The organism is Enterobacter sp. K16B, from assembly GCF_020216105.1.
Lineage (GTDB): Bacteria > Pseudomonadota > Gammaproteobacteria > Enterobacterales > Enterobacteriaceae > Enterobacter > Enterobacter sichuanensis.
The window spans coordinates 1-23,611 of the sequence record NZ_JAIWJZ010000070.1 but is presented as its reverse complement, the minus strand read 5'-3'; the positions used below and the strand labels follow the sequence as shown (position 1 = coordinate 23,611).

Here is a 23,611-nt window from a genome sequence, read left to right as displayed (position 1 = left end):
CCGGCGGTGGACCGCCGGGTCGATATTATTAGTCCTGCGCCTGCGGGGCGATCTTGCGTAGCTGCTGCATCAGGGCGATTTCACGGCGCGAGAACGGAATGCCGTTCTCCTCAAACACGTCGTGGAACCAGAGGCGGCAGTAGTCCGTGGACTCCTTCATCACCACCGGCCACGGCAGCCACGTCTGGGTTTTGCCGCGCACCAGACCCCACTGGTACGGTGCGACCTTCGCCGCGTACATCAGCGGAAGCTGCTCTTCCATCGTGCTGCCCACGTGGCGCGCCAGCCATTCGGTGCAGAACAGCGGACGACCGAGCTGTTGCAACTGCTGGATAATCGCCGTCATGCGCCCGGTGTGGGTGTAGGCGTGGAAGCTCACCACGTCCGAGAGCGCCAGCGCGGTCTGGTCCAGCGGATGCTGGAAGAACGTCTCGCCCTCCTCTTCAGGCGGCAGACGCCACGCGCAGACGGTGAGCGGCTGGGTCGGATCTTCTTCACGCACCCACAGGAACGCCAGCTTCATAAGCTTATGGGCGCAGGTCTCCAGCTTCGCGTCGTACTGCACCTCCTGCGTGCCGGTCGCGAAAATACCGCGGTTGCCCGGCTCGTTGTAGAGATCCCACAGCAGCACGCGCCTGTCGTCGCGGAACTGGCGGACAACGTCGCGGATATAGCGCTCAATCTGCGGCCAGCAGTCGGGATCACACACCTTGTCGCGCCCCGGGCTCGCCGCCGCCTGGCTGTTGTGCTTGCCCGGCACGGGCGGCTTTTGCGGGCCGAGGTACGGCTCGTCGCCGGAGAAGCCGCAGTCGTCCATCAGGGTCAGCATGGTGCTGAAGCCGTGGCCGTCGGCAATCGTCAAAAAGCGGTCGATGCGCGCCATCAGCCCGTCGCGGTCGTGCTCCCAGACGATAAACGGCAGGTTGATGCGCAGGGTGTTGTAGCCTGCGTCCGCCGCCCAGCCGAGCTCGCGATCAATGGTTGCGGCATCGAAGGTCTCTGCCTGCCAGATATCGGTCCAGTTCACCGCCGTCGATGGCAGATAGTTAAACCCGCACAGCCAGCCTTTTTGCTGATACCACGCCTGTGCCTGCTCCCTGCTCCACTGCTCTTTCATTACGCGTCCTCTTACTGATAATATTTAGCTAATAAATATTAGCTGCAGGATGAATGCGCAAATCACGGCGATAAGAAAAGCGACGCCCCTCACAAAGTTCACGCTTCGATGAATGAGAAACGTGATCGACGGCGCTAAAGCGTGCGGTTAGGGTATGATGCGAATTCGCGAAAGGGAGAGGACGGATGAAGCGAAAAACGAAAGTGACGATGAACGATATTGCGCGGGCGGCAGGGGTGTCGCAGGCGACGGTATCGCTGGTGCTTAACCAGTCCCGCAACATCAAGCTCAGCGACGACACCCGCCAGCGGGTCATCGGCGTCGCTACCGAGCTCGGCTACGACCGCCTCCCCGCCGTACACGCCCCGCGCAACCAGGAAGAGATCGCCCTGCTGGTCAGCTCCATGCAGAGCTTCGACCCGTTTATCGACGCCATCAGCCAGGCGCGGGAAGCGGCGTGGCGCAACGAGACGTTACTCACCGTTTACGACTACGGTGACGACATCGAGCTGGCGCTGAACATCATCCGTCAGCTGGAGAAGCGCAACTGCATCGGGATTGTCCTCGCCTCACCGGTCACCACGCTGGTGGACATGACGGCGTTTCAGGACTGCACTCGCATCCCGCTGGTGCTGCTCAACCAGCGCGATCCCGGCTCGCCGCTGCTGCCGTCGTTTATCCCGGACGACTACGCCAACGCCTTCCAGGTGACTAAACACCTCATCGCCTGCGGGGCGACACGCATCGCCCACATCACCGGGGAGAGCTGGATGGAAGCCTCGCGCCAGCGTCTGGCGGGCTACCAGGCGGCGCTGCAGCAGGCCGGACTCGCGTGCGACGACGACCTGGTGCGCCAGACCAACTGGCAGTTCAGCGAGTCCTTTACCGCGACAGCGTCACTGCTGGAACTGGCAGAGCGCCCGGATGCTATCTTCTGCGCCAGCGACTGGCTGGCGATTGGCTGCTATCAGGCGCTGGCGGTGAACGGCGTGCGCATCCCGCAGGACATGCTGCTGGCGGGCTACGACGACCAGAAGATTTCCGAGCAGCTCACCCCGCCGCTGACCAGTATCCAGCTGCCCTACAGCGAGCTGGGACGGCTGGCGGTGGAGTACCTGTGCAATCAGGAAGATGCCGCCACGCACGTGACGCTGGCGGGCAGGCTGAAGGTACGCGCCTCAAGCCTCGTCTGAGGTAAACACCATGCCCGCGTAGGGCTTCTCGCGGCACGCCGCCAGCCGCGCGGCGAGGCTGCCCACATGCAGCTCCAGCTTGTGCCCGTCCGGGTCGAGAAAATAGAACGACGCCCCCTCGCTTTTGTTCTGCTTCCAGACGGTGACGCCCGCCTGCTCCAGCCTGTGCGAGAACGGTTCAAAATCCTCTTCCGCCACGGTAAACGCGTAGTGGGTGTAGTCGCTCTCCTGCAGCGGCACGCACTGGCGCGCCTCGTCGTACGACAGGCAGACCCACAGATCGCCGCAGGTGAGATAGGCCCCGGTATTCCAGCGGGCGTGCAGCGTAAGCCCCAGCAGCTCGTGCCAGAAGGTGACGCTTTTTTGCAGGTCGCTGACCGCGAGAGTCAGGTGGTTGAGTGATTGCAGCATAACGTGCCCTTTTGTTTTTCGCGCCGGACGTGGTACGGTAAAGAGATGAACATAAACCACGCCGTACTCACCGTAAACCGCTGGTGGCTGCCTTCTTAAAGGCGGCACGGAGTAGTTTTCCCCATTTTCAGATAGCCGCCGAAAGGCGGCTTTCTCACATCTAAGACCCCTTTCGGCAACTGCACATTAAGGAGTCTTTATGAACAAGCAAACCATCCTCACCGGCGACCGCCCAACCGGCCCGCTGCACCTCGGCCACTACGTCGGATCGCTGCGCCAGCGCGTGGCGCTCCAGCAGACGCACAGTCAGTTTGTGCTGATTGCCGACCTTCAGGGGCTGACCGACAACGGCAGCAACCCGCAGAAGATCCGCGACAACATCCCCGAAGTGCTGGCCGACTACCTCGCCGCTGGCATCGACCCGAACCTGACCACGATCTGCCTACAGTCCGCCCTGCCCGCCCTCGCCGAGCTGACGATGCTGTATATGAACATCGTCACCGTCGCCCGCGTGGAGCGTAACCCGACGGTGAAAAACGAGATTGCGCAGAAGGGCTTTGCCCGCTCGCTGCCGGTCGGGTTTATGGCCTACCCCATCAGCCAGGCGGCGGACATCACCGCGTTTAAGGCCGAGTGCGTGCCCGTCGGCGACGACCAGCTGCCCATGATTGAGCAGACCAACGAGATTGTGCACAAGATGAACAGCCTGCTGCCCGCCCCGGTGCTACGCCACTGCAGGGCAATGCTGAGCGATACCAGCCGCCTGCCCGGCATCGACGGCAGCGCCAAGATGTCGAAATCGCTCGGCAACACGCTGCACCTGTCTGCCAGCGAAGAGACCATTCACCGTGCGGTGAGCGCCATGTACACCGACCCGAACCACCTGAAGGTGAGCGACCCGGGGCGGATTGAGGGGAACGTGGTGTTTACCTACCTCGACGCGTTTCATCCGGACAAGAAGAAAGTGGCGGCGATGAAGGCGCACTATCAGGCGGGCGGGCTGGGCGACCGGGCGTGCAAGAACGAGCTGGAGGGGTGCCTGCAGGAGCTGATTGCGCCGATGCGGGAGCGGAGGGCGATGTATATGCGTGACAGGGGCGAGCTGATGGCGATTCTGAAGCGCGGGACGGAACGGGCGCAGGGGGTGACGCAGGAGACGTTGCGGGAGGTGAAGATGGGGTTAGGGGTGCCGGTGTTTAGTTAAAGTAGGTTTAGCGGTGGATTGCGTGGAATTAGCATGAAGCCGCTAACTTGATTATTGCGGAAATAAGCGAGGAGCAAAAATTCTTAAATGCATTATTAGTCATCGTCGTTTGTCATTCTGTTAAGAGCGCTATATTCATAGACTCTTTATTTTTCAACCGTCTCGGCAAATGCTATGAGCAAGTTTATCATTTACATGTTAAATATATTATTTTGTGGTTATGTACTGGCTACATGCCTCATTTGTTTGATAAGTTTTGATAACTGTGAGGATCGCACAATCGCAATAATGCTCATATTGGGTAGTGCATAGATTATAGCGACATTACTTAATCGGGTACTGCCTCATAAGTTACCTATTTTAGGGGGGATAGCTCAACGAGTAGAAAGTCCGCTATTAGTGATTGGCGCAATTGTGTGTCTGAATGTGTTTGAACCCTGGCCAATCAAGATTATTGGGATGTTTGCGTGGGTTATTTTTATGATGTTTAGGCCATCATTTACGAAAAGAGATTAGTAATGATAATCCCTGCCCGCGCATACGAAACGCTGGCGGGCAAGTTCAATATAACGTTAAGCAGCAGAGCCAGAGGTTGGACGTTCATTCCACGCATCATGCGCTAACAAGTTACCGTCCTTATACAAATGTGTAATCTTCTCATAATTAAACGCCACCTCTTCCATATGCCCCGTCCCCGGACAGCCTCGGGTGTCGTACATTACTGGACTTACAGAAATGACCTTAACGTTATCGAGCGTGATTCGGTAATACTCCTCCTCTTGCCCGGAATAGTTAATATGGTAAAACCTGAATTCTACCGTTTTAAGGGTCTGACCTGTTGCTGCCGCTTTGAACAGATAGGGCGAAGAGCTGTCCAGTTCCTTGGTAAACTGAAACGGCGAGTGTTGGCGAGTGCCGGTGACCTTTCCCGTTGCCGAATCGGTTGGCAGGCTGAGGTTATGTTGTAATCCTCTTAGCTCAATGCTTCCTTCCCTGTTTGCAACGTCACAGGAACCACAAATCATTGTGCCACCGTCATTAGTTAAAAAAAGATGTACAGGTACGGCCATTGTATTGCTCCTTGCATTTTAGTCGTATAACCATTTGCCCGCTTTTGCGGATTCGATAAGCATTCCAATGGTGAAATCGGGAACCATCACCACTGGGTATTTTTTGAATGGATTCCATGAAAAAGGCTCATCAGGGTAGTAGGTATTTATGTTAAAATTCCCTCTATCAACATTAAATTCTTTAAAAAACTCCTCCATTAAATCTTCTGCTTCAGTGACATCAAGTTGCATGTCAGTATCCAAATCAGTTTTTGCATTCAGTAATTTCTGCTTCGCTTCGTTATTCATCAGATAAACGCCGTTATAGCGTCTGGCTAAGGCGTAGATGCGCTGCTCAATATCCTCTACCATAGTTTGTCACTGCCCCGCGCGATTCGATTATAATCACGTATTGCAGCATAGGTGATTAATGATACGTCAGCGACTAATATCACCATGCCAACTAATGGAATCGTTCTTCCGATAAAGGTACTGATTTGTGAAACCATCCTACAGCGTACAGTCCATGGCGTATAGCCGCCAATCCATGTCGGGAGCTTGATGCCATACGGGAACTTAGCTTGTTTGAAATTGCGCCTCATGGCTTTCGAGGCTCGGGACGTTCCTTCCTTCGTTCCCGCGGTTTTCTTTCTGGTCTTCTGATTATTAGCACCGCTGTATAGCGCAGTAATTCCAGCGACATCGTCAATGCCAAAATGATCGGCAATTGATTCGCAGTAAATAATAAAGAAAAGGCCGCCAGCTGTGAGGTTTGTTCTGCCAGCATAAAAATACGTTCCATTTAGTTCTTCAGTTGTGTCCATTCTTCCTCCGAGGATTGCTCCAGGAAGAGATAATAAAAGCTGATAAAAATATATTTTGAGAGTCATATCTTATTTTAAAAAAACATAAAACATTCATCTGAACACAACTATTCGTAGCTATTATTCATATTTATTATAACATACACAAAAAAAGGACTGTGGTGCCGGGTGCCTCCCGGTGAGCAAAGCCCGCATAATGACGTTAACCCATAAATTATGCCCCACCGCACAGGGGGATTCACCACAATAAAAAGTATATGAAAAAGGGAACGATAAAAAAGAGGTTCAAAGAGTCGATAACGCATCGGTTATTGAACTACTTTGCCAAATAAGCGCCAGCAGCTCCCGTTTATCATTTCAGCCTACCTTTATTATCCCCGCAAATACCGCAATCAATGCAATCTTATTAAACCATCAATCAGTTGATGTATTTTGGTTTTATGCCAGGCTTTTTGAGCGAATAATAATCCCTGACTCTGGGGCTATTTCCCTTTCAGCGTGATGATGAAAAAGGACAAGATATGAACACCCTACACGCATTCCCCTGGCAGCAGGTTGTCAGCGCTCAGGGCTACACCGCGGAATCGAAGGACCGTGTGTCCCACTTTAGCGACACGCTGTTCTGTATCGATGGCAGCGGCACCATTGTCGATATTATACAGGGTGACGATAGCGCGTTCAGACCCGTGCGGGATGCGGCCCGCAAGGCAGGTAAGCTTACCGAGCTCTCTTCAGATCAGTATCTGCTGCCGGGGCTGATCGATCTCCATGTACACGCCCCTCAGTGGCCGCAGATGGGCAAGGCTCTGGATAAGCCACTGGAAGAGTGGCTGAATGACTATACGTTCCCGCTGGAGGCAAAGTTCGCCGACATCGCCTTTGCCCGCCGCCACTACACGGAACTGGTCAATGCGCTGCTGGCGAACGGCACCACCACCGCCGTCTACTTCGCTACCCTGCACACGGAAAGCAGCGTGGAGCTGGCCCGCATCTGTCTGGAGCAGGGTCAACGGGCACTGGTTGGCCGGGTGGCGATGGACGATCCCTCCCAGTGCCCTGACTACTACCGGGACGAAAGCGCGGCGACGGCTCTCGCCGAAACCCGCGAGTTTATTCGTGCCGTTGCATCGCTTCCCGGCAACACGGCAAAACGCGTGCTCCCGGTCATCACTCCACGGTTTATTCCGTCCTGTACGGATGCTCTGCTGGAAGGTCTTGGAGAGATTGCCACGGAGACGGGCTGCCACGTGCAGACCCACTGTTCGGAAAGCGACTGGGAACACGCTTACGTTAAACAGCGTTTAGGTAAAACGGATACCACGGCGCTGCGGGACTTCGGCCTGCTGACCAGAAAGACTGTACTCGCACATTCAAACCATATCGAAGATGATGATGCTGACCTTATTAAGGAAACCGGGGCGGGCGTCGCGCACTGCCCTCTGTCCAACTTCTACTTTGCCAATGCGGTCTTCCCCCTGCGCGTTATGCTGGACCGCGGGCTTAACGTCGGCTTAGGCACCGATATTGCGGGCGGCCACAGCCCTTCGGTATTTGATGCCTGCCGCCATGCCATGACCGCCAGTAAAGCCCTGAATGACGGCGTCGATGCCCGTATCGCCGCGGAACAGCGCGGCAGACCTGGCTCGGCAGTCAGCTTCCAGGAAGCGTTCTGGCTGGCGACCGGGGGTGCGGGAGAGGTGCTTGACCTGCGCGTGGGCAAACTGGCGGTCGGCTACCAGTTCGATGCCATTGTGATCGATACCCGAGCCGCCGGCAGCGACATTTATATCGATACAGGTGAGGACACACCGGAAGACCGGTTGCAGAAAATTATCTATAACGCCAGACGCAATAATATCAGCCGCGTCTGGGTAGACGGCAGAGCCGTCAATATCCAATAGTCCGTCCACATAATAACCCCGCCCCTGAGAAAACACCTGTATTTTCTCAGGGGAATTACACCAGCTTTAATAATTACTCATTTATGACAGAACCGTTTTTTGCCAACGCGAATTAACTCAGATTTATCTTAAAAGGATAATACACAAACCCAGGCCTGAACGGTTTTTAGCAAAATAACGTCCATCAATCCGTGATTTTTATATTTGCCGTCCCCGATAACCAACTCTACTCTGTCTACGTCACACGGTTGCATGCCGTTGATATCAGATGCCTATGATGACGCAGGAAATTATTAAGCCCTGCTGAAATACAATACACTGACATCCGAAGGGAGATAGAACATGTCTACAAAAAGCGCATGGTCTGGCGCAATTGATTCAACAAAAGAACAAGGTATCAATACCGGTCTGAAGGTCAACCAAGGCGATAAGATCACCATTATCGCTACGGGCCTGATCAAATATGGCAAGGAAGATCACGCATGGGCTTACCCGGGCGGTAATATTGGTAAGAACGGGCAAAAAAAGGATATTGCCATCCTCAAGGCGCGTTTTAGCGATTCCGGCAAAAGCTACGATATCGGTACCGGCGTATATCAACTGGCCGCACCGGAAAGCGGTGAACTGAGATTATTCATTAGCGACTCGTCCCACAGCGATAATACCGGTTCATTCCATGCGGATGTTTATCTGGGGAGTGATGAAGAACACGCGACACAATACCCCGTTCAGTGGAAAGGCCACATTCCTGCAACCAGCAGTGAATGGGTGAAGACCGGGATCACCGTTCGCCAGGGCGACAGCATTCTGCTGGTTGCCGCGGGTCAGGCCCAGTATGACAGCCGCGGGCGCACCTTCGGACCGGATGGCGACAGCCAGCATCCTTCCGCTAAGGCGCCTGACCCGTCGTTTGTTCTGCCGGGCGCCATTGCAGGCGCACTGTTGATTAAAATTGGCGATCAAATCTATTCCGTCGGTTCCGGCGGCAAGCCGTTGAAAGCCCAGACGGAGGGTGAAATCGCCTTTATTTTTAACGATACCAACAAGGCATCGGAATACGCCAATAACACGGGCGGTTATGACGTGAATTTGATCGTGACGCGTTAAAGTGATGCAGGGTGGAAATCATTTTCACCCTGCTGTCTATGTTCAGGCATTGCGTTTAATGCTCGGTATATCGCCGGTATCATTCAACGCCCCCGGAAACGTTTTTAACCACTGCGCGACTTTTTGCTTATTTATATTCACCACACTCATCCCTTCCAGGCATCCCCATAATTCTCTTGTATGCTGTGGCGTAATCACAATGCAGTCTTTCATGGCGCGGATTTTTACCGGCATGCCGTTGATAAAGCCTGCACGGGCTAACCAGTCGCCGCCCAGGAGAAGATATTTCATGTCTATGCGCGCATACAGTTCGCAGCAGGCGGCGCTGTCTTGCGGCGTTTCCGCGCGAGGATGAATGGGTGCCGCGTTGGGCGGGTTACCGTGCAGACGGCGGGCGCTGTTTTTGCGTACCAGCTCTCGGTTTTCAATCATGCCGGTGAAAGCGTCTGATTCTGTTTTGCAAACGGTAAACTCTGGCTTAAAATTCGTCGCAGCCATTTTCAACTCCTTGATAGTTGGTTGTGGTTAGCGGTATGGGGGTGTTGCAGCACCTTCATATCGCGAATTCTTCTTTAAATATTCCTTTGCCGTTCGGCGTAATTTCTGGTGCTCATTATACAGGGCTGAATATAAATACAGCGGTTTTGGGTGGAGTAAATTTGGAATTTGCGAGGGGGATTCAGGAAAAGGGTTGGGTCAGAGAAATTACGCAGCGAGGACTATCAGAATATAAAGTGAGCGCCCGCATGAACCTCAGAGCAACCATTCGCCGATCTGCGGGCTGGCAATGAGTCGTTTTATTATCAAGTTTGGTGACCGACTGAGCGATCACCTTTAATACGATGGCAGTTACACAGATTTACAGACAGGCTCCTTTGAGAGGATAAGCGTTAATTAAGAGGAGGCACTCAATGCCTCCTTTCTATTTGTTACGCTCTTACGTTCCAATCGTCCGTATACTGGACATTACCATCAACATAACGCCAGGTGATTTTGTCATACATCAGGGAAACAGATTCCATGTGGTTGATCTGCGAGTTTCCTGCCATTTTAGCGTTTGGCATCCCTGGGTTAATGCCCGTCACTTTCACACCCTCAATGGTCATGACGAAGTAGCACTCTTCTTGTCCTGCATGGTTAATGCGATACCAGCGAATCTCCGCACTTTTCAACGTTTGACCGGTGGCCACGGCTTTGTATAGATACGGGCTGGAGCTATCAAACTCCTTTTCAATCATCATCGGAGAATGTGAACGCTTGCCAGTAATCTTCCCGTTGGCACTGTCTACTGGAATGTTCAGACCATGACTAAAGCCAACAATCTCTATACTCCCCTCACGATCCTGAACGTCTACAGCTCCTTTAATGTCTGCGCCGCCATCGTCCTTAAGCCACATGTAAGCCGGAATAGGTATTTTACAAACTCCTTTTTGTTGTGATTTTCTTCGTGATGAACCAGTAGCAAACAATCGTTAAGAGCAACTGAAAGCCCACAATCGCCGCTATTGTGAAATTTGAATACGTTTGATCTGGGAATAAAGACTGATAAGGCAGCAAGCGAAATAACGCCCAAAACAGGAAGGTAAACCCGAAGATTTTAGCTAACCGTCGCAATGTGGAACTGAACCACTCTCTGGGGATGCCAGCTGGACTAACTTTTTGTGTCGCGCCACTGTACGCCGCGGTAATGGCGCTCATGACAGGTACGCTGATTAATGTATTGATTAAGATGCTAAAATAGCCGTCTAACGATTCCCAAACTTCTAAATCAGGTTCACCCAAAATGAAGCGGGTAAACTTGTCGGCGCTTTGGAAATCGAAAAGCCCCGTAATAGAATTAACTAATCCATCATAAGGAACCATTTCAGCAACGATCAGCGCAACAACAGCGAACAGCACTATCTTGATGAATAAACTAAGGGCATGTTTTGCCATTGGAGATCACCTCAATCGTGCCGTATGCCTGTAGCTTCCTCATGCAAGGAACATCTATTCTCTGGCTTCTCAACAGAGCATTACGCAACATGGCAAAATCAGAATCATGTGGGAGAGTGATACAACCTTCTGATAGTACGCCTGGATGCAAACGGAAATTGCCACGCTGAACGCTCTCAATCCATGTGTAATCGTCGATCCCCCAATCATCACGCCATAATGCGAACCATTCAGAATGTTTGAATGTTGCGCCATTGGCGAAGTGATTATAAATGTCTCTTCCCACTGTGTTTAGCTGTGACTTGAGTCCACCTTGAGGGCGGTCAACAATCCAGTATTTACCCGCTGGTACTGGCCCCTCTTTGGGGATCATTCCACATGCCCCACGATTACGGTAAGCACCATTACCAGAGAAAGCTAAAAACGTGCCTATACCAGGAAACGATAACGGGGAGTAGTACGCATCATTAATTACGAACTTTCCATGTAGAGCCATAGATAACCCTTTTATCTATAATGATTTGTTGGCTTATCGTACTCCTACGCAATCGGACATAAGAAGGTTTTCTTCCGAGAGACCTCTGATTTTCAGACAATAGCCCGTTGGTGGTAAGACAACGTGTAAGGCCGTTAAGCGGTAACATCAGAGGTGTGTCAGGAAGCTAGGTTTATCAAGTTGACCATGTACCCTCAGGGGCGAGACCGAACCGCTGGCAGAGTGACCTGCTCCCTGATGTTAGTTATGTATTCATAAGCCACATGAGGAAATCCCCATGAAGAGGCGTTTTTCCGACTGGCGTAATTACTGCTGCCTGTTATACAGAACTGAATATAAATACAGCGCTTATGCGATAGGTAAAATTGGGAAATACGAGGGGGATTCAGGGAATGGGTTTGGGGGATACTGGTAAATCGCTGGCTTGAAAATCAGTCTTATTTTCCTGATCCAGAAATCTATTCATTCGCTAAATTGCCTTAGACGACAAATTCGTCGCATCCAGCCCTTCTTCTCAGATCCCACAAAAATTCATCAAACCTATAGATTAATGATTTACATCACCCTGATTTTGTTATGTGATCCTGTTACATGCTTTAGTAACACCTTGCCCAGCCAACCGTAACAGGACTTCATCGATGGAATTTTATCAGGCTGATCCGACGCTTGAGAACTACTGGCGTGGTGTGATCCTCTTTGGAAGGAACGTCGCATCTTACAAATTTGCGCTGGCGTCAGCGTTGTATGAAGTGGATAAGACAGGCAGCGATTTGATTACGCTCGACCAGCTTGCCGTGCCGTTCAGCCGTTATCTTTGCGAGCACCTGAAGCACGCGCCAAAACAGATCACCTCCCGCAGCAGTCAATTTCTGGAAACCTGTCTGAAGTTCAACCGAGGTGAAATCACCCACGCCCAGCTCATTGAAGCGACGGTGCGCCTTGGCTTTAACAACGTGATTGATGCCTTTCATTACGTGAACCAGGGCGAGATCGAAAAACGTTTTTTCCTTGATGAGCGCAAAACCCACAACGGGATCCGCCTGACGGATAACTTTTATTTACTGGGCGAACGCCTGCAGTATAAAAACCTCGCCTTTGAAACCAATGCCCGCTGGAACCTGGTGGAACAGGCCTGGTCGATGGGGATTTCACGTAACCTTGTGGGCGTGGAGTTCGACGAAGATAATCAGCTGCTGTTCACGAGGGTGAATGCGCGGCGCGTAAACATCACCAGCTGTCGCGACAGCCTGAATGGTTACCAGAAAGGACGATGCTTTTACTGCTTTAAACCCATCAGCCTGGTACCGGGAGACGCTGAACTGGCAGACGTCGACCACTTTATTCCCTGGGCTGCCCGCCATGAAGTGAGCAATATTAACGGCGTATGGAACTTAGTGCTGGCCTGTCGTTGCTGTAACCGTGGCACCGAAGGCAAATATGCACGCATTCCCGAGCTCAGGCTCCTGCAGCGGTTACACACCCGCAATGAGTATTTTATTCAAAGCAAACTGCCGTTACATGAGACGATTGTTCTACAGACAGGGCAGCGTCCCGAAGCACGGAGAAGCTTTCTTCAGCGTAACTGGCAGGCTGCGCTGGATAAACTTATCCATACCTGGAAACCCAACGCGGAAGGCGAGGCAACGTTTTAATGACACTTCACTACTATCAGAACCACGCGCAGGATTTCTTCGATGGCACGGTCAATGTCGATATGACCCCGCTATACGAGGCCTTCACCCAACATCTGACGCACGGTGCCCGGGTTCTGGATGCGGGCTGCGGTTCAGGGCGGGACGCAAAGGCATTTCATGAGATGGGTTATCAGGTGAATGCTTTTGATGCCTCTTCCGCCATGGTGGAACTGGCAAGGCAACATACCGGGTTACCCGTGCAGTTGATGACGTTTTCAGAAATCGACGGTAAAGCGCAGTACGATGGGATTTGGTGCTGTGCCTCTTTGTTGCATGTCCCCTCTTCTGAGCTGCCTGCGGTGATGCAGAAGCTTGCGGATGCGCTTAAGCCTGGCGGAGTCTGGTATGTGTCCTTTAAGTATGGCAACGGTGAACGCGTGCAGGGTAAAAGACGGTTTACGGATCTGGATGAAGAGGGGCTGCGGATGGGAATAAGTAATATAACAGATGTGGCGATAACTTCGCTTTGGGTTACGAAGGATTATCGGCAGGAAAGAAGTGAGAGATGGTTAAATGGGATATTACATAAAAAAAACACTATTTTTTAGAGTGGCTTTTACTTATCGGTGAAGGACTCATATTGATATGTTGAGTTGCACACATCTCATCTTCATACCGACATAAATGGCTATATCCTCAACAAAGATCTTATCACAGCTCTAATGAACTTAGAAATTCATAATCCAAACAGCTAGCTCGTTCTCTTTTTTTGACAAGTTATACAAATTTCGTATTTTACTATTGAACCATCACCATAATTGTTATATAGCGTAATAGGTGGTTTTTTAGATATTATATTTGCTCGTCACTAAAGTGAAATTTGCTTTTACTTAGAAATCATAACTGAAAGCAATGATGATCAAGCAATTAATCAATATTTGATATGTCATATATCAGTAGTGTTCCTCCTGGCCACCTACAAAAATTAGGTATTGCCATACAAACGCTTCGAGGGTACGCTAATCGGTTATTTAAATTAAACATTCATTAAGTCTTGTCTCGCTTGACTATAAGGAGAATGCTTTGGTTCAATCAGAATGCATTTCATGGACAAAATGTACTTCATGGCTAACAAACTTTCTTAGTCGTAGAGGATTGAGACAACCCGATGGCCGCCCGCTTTATGAATATCAAGCGACGAATGAAGAATATGTGGACTTAACGCAGTTACTTCGAGCGGTTAGCCAAACTACAAATATTGTTGATGATAAAGGCTATGCTTCCTGTTTTGTGTTTTTTTGCTCTGAATGGTACCGCAGAGACTATGAGCGGAATTGTGGGTGGACTTGGGAGCCCATTTATAAAAAGCTAGGTACATCGTTAACGGCGACGGAACTAAGGCATATCGTTCCTAAAGGGATGGAGAGTTACTGGATGCGACCAATTCGATTTTATGAATCGGATAGACGTAACTTTCTAGGAACGTTGTTCAGTGAGGGTGGTCTACCTTTTCGTTTACTGAAGGAATCAGATAGTAGTTTTCAAACCGTATTTTCCCGGATCCTTAATCAGTATGAACAAGCTCAGATAGCAGGTTTTTCCATGCTTTCGCTGGTAAGAAACATTATAGAAAGATCTTCGCTTCCAGCCGTTTTTATTGAAGACACATCAGTAGAGCTCATCAGTCATATGGCAGAAAAACTCAGCTCATTGGTACTGATGTATAATCTAAGCGATGACTCTGAACCAGTAGCGCAGCTTGATAAAACGCATCCAAAATGGCGGGATGAATTCCCTATGCCACTTGATGATGAAACAGGCACCCGCTTTCTAAATGGATTGTTACGTACTGCATCTATAGAAACAAAACCTCGTTCACAAAAAAATAAATGTACCGGTTGTCAGTTCTTTTGGACAGAAAAATCGCCGGACCAAATACGTGCGATAGTTTCGTTACCAGATGAACTCTCTTTTCCAATTATTAGTGAACCTTCAACCACACGATTTGAACTTGCTATTTACGAAGGCATTAACGAAGTTGCAAGCCTTGGTGTAGTCTATGCGTCCCTCGAAAAATCGCATGCCAGAATTCGCATCCGTAAAAATGAATCACGATTTGCCAGACATGCCCCTTCTGCGAGTTTATCGTTAGTTGCTCGGGCAGGCGGAATGAATGTTGGCGCAATAAAACTGGATGATAGCGAAATCGCCATTGGTGAGGTTCCACTTACTTTTGTTGCTGATGGAGAACGATGGCTATTACAAGGGCAAGCTTCGTGCAATGTTCGTAACAGCGATGTCCTTATTGTTCTACCTCGAGAAAAGACAACTGTTTCAGGATATGAAGCGACTTTGAATACAATTTCAGTCTTAGGCTTCGAAACACTCTCCGTAAAAGGTTGCCATGAATTAATTATTTCCGGAGATGAAATATATCGTATACGCACTGGAAAAGAACAGACTAACCATGGTGGGGTTGAGTTTTATGGTAAAAGAGTAAATTGGGTATGCAACCCTACTGAAACATTCCTTGGGGTCCCTAAAGTCACCTCGAAAAATCCTGATGTAAAACATATCCAATTTAAACCTTATTTTAATAGTAAATCAATCGAAGAATGCCAGTTACAAGAGATGATGGGATCTCAATTTGTTTCCGTCAGGAATAGTGATAATGAGACGATACTCCGTCGAAAAATTGGAATATTACCGGCAGACTTTAATGTTCAGATTCATGGTGGCGATCAGGCTAATGAAGGTACCATTGTCATCTCAACGCAACATCCCTGCATGTCTGTCTTAAAAAATAAAACATTCGAGATTGCGCGAAAACGCGCAGCAGGACGCACCGAGATATTACTCAAAGCCGAAGGCATCCCTCCCGCCTTTATCTCTCTGGAAGTTTATCCTAATTTGGGGGCTGACTCAATTGAATTGACTTTGCCTTATCCTGCTAAAGGTTGTTTGGTTTTTGATGCAAATGGAGACCTTCTTGAAAAAAATATCACTTTGCATGATTTACTTGGTTCAAGAGCTTACTTGTTTGGTAAAAATGGTGAACCGACTCGATTTTCACTGGAATTACATCTACGCACTATAAATGGTCAACAGGCATGGCATGAATGGTTTTATACGGCAGGAGAACGCCCTATTGAACTCAATTTATACAGTCTAAGAGAGCATATTGAAAATTTGCTATCTCTTGAGTCAGGAATTGACCAAGTTGTGGATATGCGAATCAGAGGTGCTGGCGTAGCGATGAGCTGGCAGATTCGGCGCTACAAATACAGTTTGCGTTATGATTATGAAAAAGAAGTTCTCACCAGCCAGTCGACAAGCTATCGTGCCGGGCAACTCCCTTCTCCTGTCATCATGTTATTGAGCGAGCCAGAGCGAAAAGCAGTCTCGTTGTCATCGAGGCTAAGTGAGGGTGTACCTGTTGGTGAATATGAACTGAGTTCAATCGTTAGCAAAAACGGGCCTTGGCTAGTAGTCCCAAAGGAAGGTGATGAAATGGCGTTTCGTCCATGCTTCATTCGTGGCGAATCTTCCTTACATGGCGATGAAAGTAGCGTTCGTTCACTTCAGAAAGCCACCCAACTTTTTAATCCCCAGGCAAAAGTGAATACCATAACGCTGGTGCTTGATCAGATGGCTACCGATCCTGCGCACTCCGGTTGGCAGTTTATGCACAGTCTTTATGAACATTTTGGCTATCTTCCGCTGGCTACATTTGAAGTATGGCGAGCACTCGTACAACATCCAAGAGCGCTGGCGATGTCGCTCTTCAAATTTGAAATGTCCGCCGAGTATTTAAACCGCATTGAGAATGAATTCCCTGTTTTTTGGGAGTTTTTCCCAATATTAGAAATCAAATCCGCAGCAGAAACCTTCAAACGATTCCTGACCCAAAAAGGGGCACCAGATGAAGTTTTGGTAACACTGCTGAGTAAGATGTATCGACAATTAGGGATCGTATTTCCAACTTATGCCGATGAAGTTGAAAAATGGTTAAGTTATGGGAAATTCCCTCCTCCCATTCCAACATCCTTTGTCCGTGAGTGGTATCAGGAGCTTTTACGCGAACACAGTGAAGCTCGGTGGCCAGAATATGGCTGTAAGCGACTGCATAACTGGATGTCATCACAAACAGATGTAGTAATAGATATTTATCCCGAGGCTGATTATCGCTATTCAGTTGCTTGGTTACCTGTTTTCGCGGCTGCAGTGGCAAGCGGTAAAACTTCCTTTGAAACTGTGTTTGAACACAAACCTGGCGCCGTATTTTTCCTGAGACAAGTTCGGGACTTCGATTCTCGCTGGTTCAAGGCCATATTCCAGTGCAGCCTTCTGCGTTATATTTCAAAAAATAAAAAGGATTAAAGATGACTACACGCTTTTTTTCGTCGCTTATTGAACAATCGTTGTCTCGCTCAACCGAAGCAACGCTCAGTATTATGGGGATCACAAACCCGAACTTACGCAAGCATCTCGCAGAGCAAATGGGTGCCGATTGTGGGAAATCAGGCTCATTTCTTGCCTCACCAGTATTCCAGCAAATGTTTGGCTGGAAAGAGTCAAATTATACAATGCGCAACCTGACCGAAGGTAAGGCATTACTGAGTAAAGCTGTTGTTGATTCACTAGATGATCATAACAACGGTCGTTACCGTTTTGGTGCAGACTGGAAACCCTTCACTCACCAGCTAGCCAGTTGGAAGGCTTTACTGGAAGATAAACATTCGGTAGTGGTGACAAGTGGTACGGGGTCAGGCAAAACGGAATGTTTTATGGTTCCTGTGCTGGAAGACCTCTACAGAGAATTACATGAAAATAGCAACAACCCACTTGTCGGCGTCAGGGCCCTTTTCCTCTACCCCCTCAATGCCCTAATTAATTCACAGCGGGAGCGCCTGGATGCGTGGACACGTGGATTTGGTACTGGGATCCGTTACTGTCTTTATAATGGCAATACAGAAAATCTTCACGCTTCGGTAAAAAGCGAGCAGGCAAAAAGGCCAAATGAAGTGCTTTCACGCGAAAAGATGCGTGAAGAACCCGCACCAATTCTGGTAACAAACGGCACGATGCTGGAATATATGATGGTCCGCCAGATTGATGCTCCAATTATTCAACAGTCTAAAGCACAAAAATCATTACGCTGGATAGTACTGGATGAAGCGCATACCTATGTCGGATCGCAGGCCGCTGAATTAGCTCTGCAGTTACGCCGCGTGATGACGGCCTTTGGAGTGACGCCAGACGATGTGCGTTTCGTGGCAACCTCTGCAACTATTGCCGGAAGCGATGCCGAAAAACAACTGAAAAAATTCCTCTCTGAATTATCCGGTATACCGCAGGAGCGCATCGATGTACTGGACGGAAGCCGGGTGATTCCGAAACTGGCATCGTGCAAACACGTTTATATCCCTTTAGAAGAAATTGAACAAATCCCTGATACGGACATGAAGGGCGTAAGCCCAGAGCGCTTTGAAGCTCTTACGCATTCACCTGAAGCACATTACTTGCGTGAGATGTTAGTTACTCAGCCGGATCCAATGAAGCTGGATACGATGACGAAGCGGTTGAATACGCTGACCAAGCAGAATTATAGCCAGCAGGAAGTACTTCGCTGGATCGACGTCTGCTCTGGTACACAACCTAATCCTAAAGATCCAGCATTCCTGAAGATAAGAGCGCATATTTTCCAGCGCAATACCCAGGGAGTATGGGCTTGTGTTGATAAAGAGTGCAGACAAAAGCATGGCACTCCGCTGGAAAAGGGCTGGCCCTTTGGTTATGTGTATGTGAATCAACGGCAAAATTGTGAATGCGGGAGCCCGGTCTACGAACTGGCATTCTGCAATGAATGTAACGAACCGCATCTTCTGGCCCGGGATAAAAATGGCAAACTTGTCCAATGGGAAAATAAAGGTGGCGATGAATTCTCTTTGCAGGATGAGGTGAATGTTGAAAACGACGCTACTGAAGAAAAAGTTGAGAAAGAAAGTAGTTACCGCCCTCCACTTATTATTGCGGCAGAAAAGGCCAGTGAAACTGGTTATATTCTACAGCGACTCGATCGCAAGACTCGTCGTATTGGTGTAGTTAATAATGAAAGTATTGAACTGATTATTAACGATATTGAACAGGTATGTAGTGCCAGCAGCTGCGGCTACAGAGGCACGAGTGGAAAACAACCTTTCCGCCGCGCATTGTTGGGCGGACCGTTTTATGTCACCAATATTGTGCCAACCGTTCTGGAGTATTGTCAGGACTTTGTCAGCGAAGATGGAAAGGAGGGAGTGGGGCCTGATTCACTGCCAGGTAGAGGCCGCCGTCTCATTACCTTCACCGACAGCCGTCAGGGAACAGCGCGCATGGCGGTACGCATGCAGCAAGAAGCTGAACGCAGTCGCTTACGTGGCAGCGTAGTAGAAATATTGGGCTGGCATCAACGAACGCAGACTTCCACCACACCAAATGCCAATACAGATCTTGAAAAGTTAGCAGCGTTGGCAAAACAGGCACGCGAACAGGCCAATGAATTTAGAAGCTGGGGATTACCTGAACAAGCGAAGCTGGCAGAAGTACAGGCCGAGCAGCTTGAACAAGCTTTTCAGGCTGCGACCGGAGGTAACGTAGCGACCATTCTCATTTCCCGAACCTGGACAGAAATAGTTAATGAGCTTAGAGAGAAAGCCGATATTAGCGGCCCTATTCTGCAATATAATCACTATCTGAAGCCTGAAATTTTCAACGAAAACGGCGGGCCGCTGAAGCTGTCGGAAATGTTGCTTTTCCGGGAGTTTATGCGTCGTCCTAAACGAACTAACAGCCTGGAAACGCAAGGGCTGGTGCGGGTTGGTTATCAGGGGCTAGAGAAGATTCATAAGATGCCGATGCATTGGCATGAGCAAGGGCTTATGCTGGATGACTGGAAAGATTTTCTTAAGGTTACTCTGGATCTGTACGTACGTGAAAGCAACTTCACACAACTGGACGATGAGTTAAAAAACTGGATTGGTAGTCGTTTTTCGTCAAAATTCGTCCGTAACCCGGAAACAAAAGATCCTGAAGATAATCAGAACAGACGCTGGCCACAAATTCGTAATGGCAATTTGTCCCATCGTTTGGTGAAGTTATTAATGCTTGGTGCGGGATTAAAAAAAGTAAATACGGCGACGATTGATATTATCAATACATGGTTAAAAGAAGCATGGAACCAGCTTACCGGGTCACTTGCCGTACTGAAGCCTGATGGTAACCGTTTCTATTTGCCGAAAGAGCATTTGACCTTCTCTTTAATAACGGATGCCTGGATTTGTCCGGTCACCAATAAAATTCTGGACACTGCTTTTAAAGGGTTAACCCCATATCTACCCACTCACATTTCCTTTGAACAACTCACCCAAACGCAATATGACGCATTTGTCGCGCAAAAGGTCACCATGCCAGAGATCTGGAAGGTGGATCGCTCACAAGAAGACTACGCTCCGGGTTTGGCTAAAGTACGTGACTGGGTCAGCAACGAGCCGCTGATCGCACAATTGCGTTCGGAAAATGTCTGGACGGATATCAACGATCGTGTCGTAGAAGGTGGCTTCTACTACCGCACTGCAGAGCACTCTGCCCAGCAGTCTTCAGAACGCCTGCAAAGCTACGAAAAGATGTTTAAGAACGGGCAGCTTAATGTTCTCAACTGTTCCACCACCATGGAAATGGGGGTTGATATCGGTGGCATTACCGCCGTGGTGATGAACAACGTACCGCCGCATCCGGCAAATTATTTACAGCGAGCCGGACGAGCCGGACGTAGCAAGGAATCGCGCGCGATATCTTACACATTGTGTAAAGGTAACCCGCACGATCAACAGGTATTTGCCAACCCGCTCTGGCCGTTTGAAACGATGATCCCTGCACCGATGGTGGCGATGAACTCAGCCCGGCTGGTGCAACGCCACGTCAATGCGTTATTGCTCTCTGACTTTTTATGTCACGTTATTGGCGAAACGGACAAAGAAAAAACCAGCCTCGACAGCCTCTGGTTTTTCGGTGATGACGAAGATCAATCAAAATGTGAACGCTTTAAAGTCTGGCTTGAACGCCCCGAGCTTGATATTGACGCGGCGCTGGAAAGGCTGGTAAAAGGCACGGCGCTGCATGGTGCCAGCTCCCACAAATTGCGAGAGAAAACAGTTGATGCGATTACTCTTCTGCAACAGAGATGGCTTTCCGTCTATCGCGATCTTGTTGCACAGGAACGCGAATCGCAGCCGCAAACGCCTTATCGCAAGCGCATAGAACTGGAAAAAAAACGACATTGCGGCGAATATTTACTGCGCGATCTGGCGGCCAGAACCTTCCTTCCCGGATACGGCTTCCCAACGGATGTGGTGACGTTTGATAACTTCACAATGGAAGACTATATTCGCGAAAAATCGCAGAAAAGCCGGGATAAAAAAGATCGCGAAGATAACGTGTCGCGTTATAAAGGGCTCCCCTCCCGCAACCTTGGGGTTGCTATCCGTGAATATGCACCAGGTGCAGAAATTATTCTTGATGGCAGGGTCTTCCGTTCTGCCGGCGTCTCCCTTCACTGGCACAATATTAATGCCGATACGAATGAAGCGCAGCGTCTGGATTGTGCCTGGCGCTGCCACAAATGCGGGACCATCGGCTATGAAGAGGGAATGAGCAATTCCGGGGTATTATGCTGTACCAACAGCACCTGTGGTGAAAAAATCATCATGGATAATCGCCGCCAGGTGCTGCAGCCTGCCGGGTTTGTAACCGATGCGCATGCGCCGGTGACAAACAACATTGAAACCATGAAATTTATCCCGGTTGTCCCTGCCTGGGTGTTTGTTAAAGCGGAACCCGTACCACTGCCTAACCCGACAATGGGGTATATGACGTCTGGTGCTGATGGTCATGTTTTCCAGCAAAGTCTCGGAGAAGGTGGTCATGGTTACGCATTATGCCTGAGCTGTGGGCGTGCGGAATCGATGCTGAATGAAAATGATGCACCGAGAAGTATGGAAGCTCACTACCCACCGCGTCCGGGGAAAGCGGACCGCGATAGCCAAAATCAACGGCTGATTTGCCCCGGTTCGACGGCACTGATGAAAAACGTCACTCTGGGTGCATTAGCGCGAACGGATGTATTTGAAATGGTTCTGCGCAAGCCACAAAACGGTGAATACCTCCCGGATAATACAGAAGAAGGTCGGCTTGTTGCCATGACTCTGGCGGTTGCCCTGCGTCAGGCGCTGGCGGGTGTATTGGGTATTTCTGCTGCAGAACTGGGCTACGCTGTGCGTCCGGTCAGGCTGGAAGATGGACAATCGGTATTAGCCGTTCAACTTTACGATGTGATTAGCGGTGGCGCAGGTTTTGCGTCCAGTGCTCCATTACATATTGAGACCATTCTGCTGGGGATGGTGAAACAGCTGGGCTGCAACCATTGTGATACCGCATGCAGTGAATGTTTGCTCGATTCCCAAACCCGCCACGATCATGACCTGCTGGATCGTAAAGCGGCGCTGACCTGGCTTGGGGATGACTTCAGTTTCTACATTGGTTTACCAGATGAAGAGACATTCTCGCTACCGGATGCCCGCTACTGCCCGGGAGCCATTGGCGATACCCTTCGCCGGGCGATTAACGAGGGAGCTGAAAAACTCACACTGTGGATGAATGGGCCACTCAATGAGTGGGATCTTTATGCCCGTCAATTCCGGGCGGCGATTCAGAACTACTGGATTAAAGACAATGTTGCGGTCGACCTTGTCATTCCTGCTGGCGTCGATGATCCGGAGCTGTTGCACGAACTTTCGCAGTTTACTGCTTTGGGCGTGCGTTTGTGTCATAGCGAACAGGCTCTGGAATTGCCGATTGTTGCGCAAATCGCCTTTGCCGATCGCCTAATGACGCTGGCTTCACGCAGCAAGCAGGCAACTATCCCGGGGCCAGGCTGGCACCTGAATGACGAACTGGTCGTTCGCAGCCTCGGCTATAAAACGGTAAAACTGAACGAGTTTGTTTTGCCGGGGAAAGCAGCGAACGCTGTTGAGCGTGTCAAAGACATAGAGATTCATAAACAGTTAAATGGTCCACTTTCGCAGTTCGGACAACGCTTCTGGGATGCGCTGTGTAACAGCCATGAAGAAGCACAGTCACTGATGAAAAACCAGCGAATCACCAGCATTCACTATACCGATCGCTATCTGCAAAACCCGGTTGCGCTGGCGCTGCTGGGGGCGATCCTGAAACCGCTAAAAACAAAGCTGACCGATAACGCGGAGTTTGGGCTTGATACGCTGTTTAAGCCCAAAGATCGTCCCGGTAACCGGCCATTCCATGACTGGATGAGCAACGCGGATTTTCAGGATTTCGCCGACCAGTGGTTTACTGCGGCAATGGGCAGAGCGGTAGAACTGACAGTGTTCGATTCGCCACGTGATATCCCACATCATCGTAAGCTGACGGTGGCCTTTGAGAATGGTCAGATGTTGAAGATTCGCTTCGATCAGGGCATGGGATACTGGCATATCAACTTCCCGTATGTATGGCGTAATTTTGACTTTGCCGAAGATGTGACTTATCAGCTAGTAAAACTGGCGCAAGCCTGCCAGGAGGGCAAAGTCCTTAATAGCGAGGAAAGCTGGGCAACGGATGTGCTGATAGAGGTGATGCCGTCTTAATGCATTAGCGCTCCCAATAAGGAATTGGGAGCGCTAA

The 23,611-nt window shown here is 49.8% G+C and carries 17 protein-coding genes; 8 read left to right on the top strand and 9 right to left on the bottom strand.

What is annotated here, in order from left to right; translation table 11 throughout:
- Nucleotides 1–28: 28 nt before the first annotated feature.
- Entirely contained in the window at nt 29–1,117 is a 1,089-nt protein-coding gene (locus tag LDK53_RS13990) for a cellulase family glycosylhydrolase (RefSeq protein ID WP_225287417.1), read from the bottom strand.
- A 185-nt stretch (nt 1,118–1,302) separates the two neighbouring features.
- On the opposite strand from LDK53_RS13990, the gene LDK53_RS13985 reads away from it, so the two are divergent.
- Entirely contained in the window at nt 1,303–2,310 is a 1,008-nt protein-coding gene (locus LDK53_RS13985; RefSeq protein ID WP_225287416.1) for a LacI family DNA-binding transcriptional regulator, read from the top strand.
- On the opposite strand, the gene fosA is transcribed toward LDK53_RS13985, so the two are convergent.
- Nucleotides 2,296–2,721, bottom strand: a complete 426-nt coding sequence (fosA, locus tag LDK53_RS13980; RefSeq protein WP_225287415.1) for a FosA/FosA2 family fosfomycin resistance glutathione transferase — start codon at nt 2,719–2,721, stop codon at nt 2,296–2,298. The two genes, LDK53_RS13985 and fosA, sit on opposite strands and share 15 nt — an antisense overlap.
- A 199-nt stretch (nt 2,722–2,920) precedes the next feature.
- On the opposite strand from fosA, the gene trpS reads away from it, so the two are divergent.
- Nucleotides 2,921–3,925, top strand: coding sequence for a tryptophan--tRNA ligase (gene trpS, locus LDK53_RS13975; protein WP_225287414.1), 1,005 nt, complete (start codon nt 2,921–2,923; stop codon nt 3,923–3,925).
- 572 nt (nt 3,926–4,497) lie between these two features.
- Here trpS and LDK53_RS13970 read toward each other — a convergent pair.
- Genes LDK53_RS13970 through LDK53_RS13960 form a run of 3 tightly spaced genes read right to left on the bottom strand, consistent with a single transcriptional unit; the run spans nt 4,498 to nt 5,798 of the window.
- Complete coding sequence (locus LDK53_RS13970) at nt 4,498–4,995, bottom strand: Hcp family type VI secretion system effector (protein ID WP_225287413.1); 498 nt, start codon at nt 4,993–4,995, stop codon at nt 4,498–4,500.
- An 18-nt stretch (nt 4,996–5,013) separates the two neighbouring features.
- On the bottom strand, nt 5,014–5,346 hold the full coding sequence (locus LDK53_RS13965) for a DUF1493 family protein (RefSeq protein WP_225287412.1): 333 nt from the start codon (nt 5,344–5,346) through the stop codon (nt 5,014–5,016).
- On the bottom strand, nt 5,340–5,798 hold the full coding sequence (locus tag LDK53_RS13960; RefSeq protein ID WP_225287411.1) for an STM2901 family protein: 459 nt from the start codon (nt 5,796–5,798) through the stop codon (nt 5,340–5,342). The genes LDK53_RS13965 and LDK53_RS13960 overlap by 7 nt, the downstream gene beginning before the upstream one ends.
- 521 nt (nt 5,799–6,319) lie before the next feature.
- On the opposite strand from LDK53_RS13960, the gene guaD reads away from it, so the two are divergent.
- Both guaD and LDK53_RS13950 read left to right on the top strand, forming a co-directional pair.
- The gene (gene guaD, locus LDK53_RS13955) at nt 6,320–7,699 is read left to right on the top strand and encodes a guanine deaminase (RefSeq protein WP_225287410.1); all 1,380 of its coding nucleotides are present in this window, start codon (nt 6,320–6,322) and stop codon (nt 7,697–7,699) included.
- A gap of 342 nt (nt 7,700–8,041) precedes the next feature.
- On the top strand, nt 8,042–8,806 hold the full coding sequence (locus LDK53_RS13950; RefSeq protein ID WP_225287409.1) for a LecA/PA-IL family lectin: 765 nt from the start codon (nt 8,042–8,044) through the stop codon (nt 8,804–8,806).
- Nucleotides 8,807–8,848: 42 nt separating this feature from the next.
- Here LDK53_RS13950 and LDK53_RS13945 read toward each other — a convergent pair whose 3' ends face one another.
- The 4 genes from LDK53_RS13945 to LDK53_RS13930 form a co-directional block, all read right to left on the bottom strand.
- Nucleotides 8,849–9,304, bottom strand: coding sequence for a SymE family type I addiction module toxin (locus tag LDK53_RS13945; RefSeq protein ID WP_225287408.1), 456 nt, complete (start codon nt 9,302–9,304; stop codon nt 8,849–8,851).
- 431 nt (nt 9,305–9,735) lie between these two features.
- A complete protein-coding gene (locus tag LDK53_RS13940; protein ID WP_008501360.1) occupies nt 9,736–10,221 on the bottom strand; it encodes an Hcp family type VI secretion system effector in 486 nt (161 codons plus the stop codon).
- Between the two features lies 1 nt (nt 10,222).
- The gene (locus LDK53_RS13935) at nt 10,223–10,741 is read right to left on the bottom strand and encodes a hypothetical protein (protein WP_225287407.1); all 519 of its coding nucleotides are present in this window, start codon (nt 10,739–10,741) and stop codon (nt 10,223–10,225) included.
- Nucleotides 10,722–11,237 (bottom strand): DUF2778 domain-containing protein, encoded by a 516-nt coding sequence (locus LDK53_RS13930; protein ID WP_040020222.1) that lies wholly within the window; start codon nt 11,235–11,237, stop codon nt 10,722–10,724. Before LDK53_RS13930 ends, LDK53_RS13935 begins: the two co-directional genes overlap by 20 nt.
- Nucleotides 11,238–11,875: 638 nt before the next feature.
- Here LDK53_RS13930 and LDK53_RS13925 point away from each other — a divergent pair.
- The 4 genes from LDK53_RS13925 to LDK53_RS13910 all read left to right on the top strand — a co-directional run bounded on the left by LDK53_RS13925 (nt 11,876) and on the right by LDK53_RS13910 (nt 23,574).
- The gene (locus LDK53_RS13925; RefSeq protein ID WP_225287406.1) at nt 11,876–12,889 is read left to right on the top strand and encodes an HNH endonuclease domain-containing protein; all 1,014 of its coding nucleotides are present in this window, start codon (nt 11,876–11,878) and stop codon (nt 12,887–12,889) included.
- Nucleotides 12,889–13,479, top strand: a complete 591-nt coding sequence (locus tag LDK53_RS13920; protein ID WP_225287405.1) for a class I SAM-dependent methyltransferase — start codon at nt 12,889–12,891, stop codon at nt 13,477–13,479. The genes LDK53_RS13925 and LDK53_RS13920 overlap by 1 nt, the downstream gene beginning before the upstream one ends.
- A gap of 475 nt (nt 13,480–13,954) precedes the next feature.
- Nucleotides 13,955–17,251 carry an STY4851/ECs_5259 family protein gene (locus tag LDK53_RS13915; RefSeq protein WP_225287404.1) on the top strand — a complete coding sequence of 1,099 codons (3,297 nt, stop codon included), beginning with the start codon at nt 13,955–13,957 and terminating at the stop codon, nt 17,249–17,251.
- A gap of 2 nt (nt 17,252–17,253) precedes the next feature.
- A complete protein-coding gene (locus tag LDK53_RS13910) occupies nt 17,254–23,574 on the top strand; it encodes a DEAD/DEAH box helicase (protein ID WP_225287403.1) in 6,321 nt (2,106 codons plus the stop codon).
- The last annotated feature ends 37 nt before the right edge of the window (nt 23,575–23,611 follow it).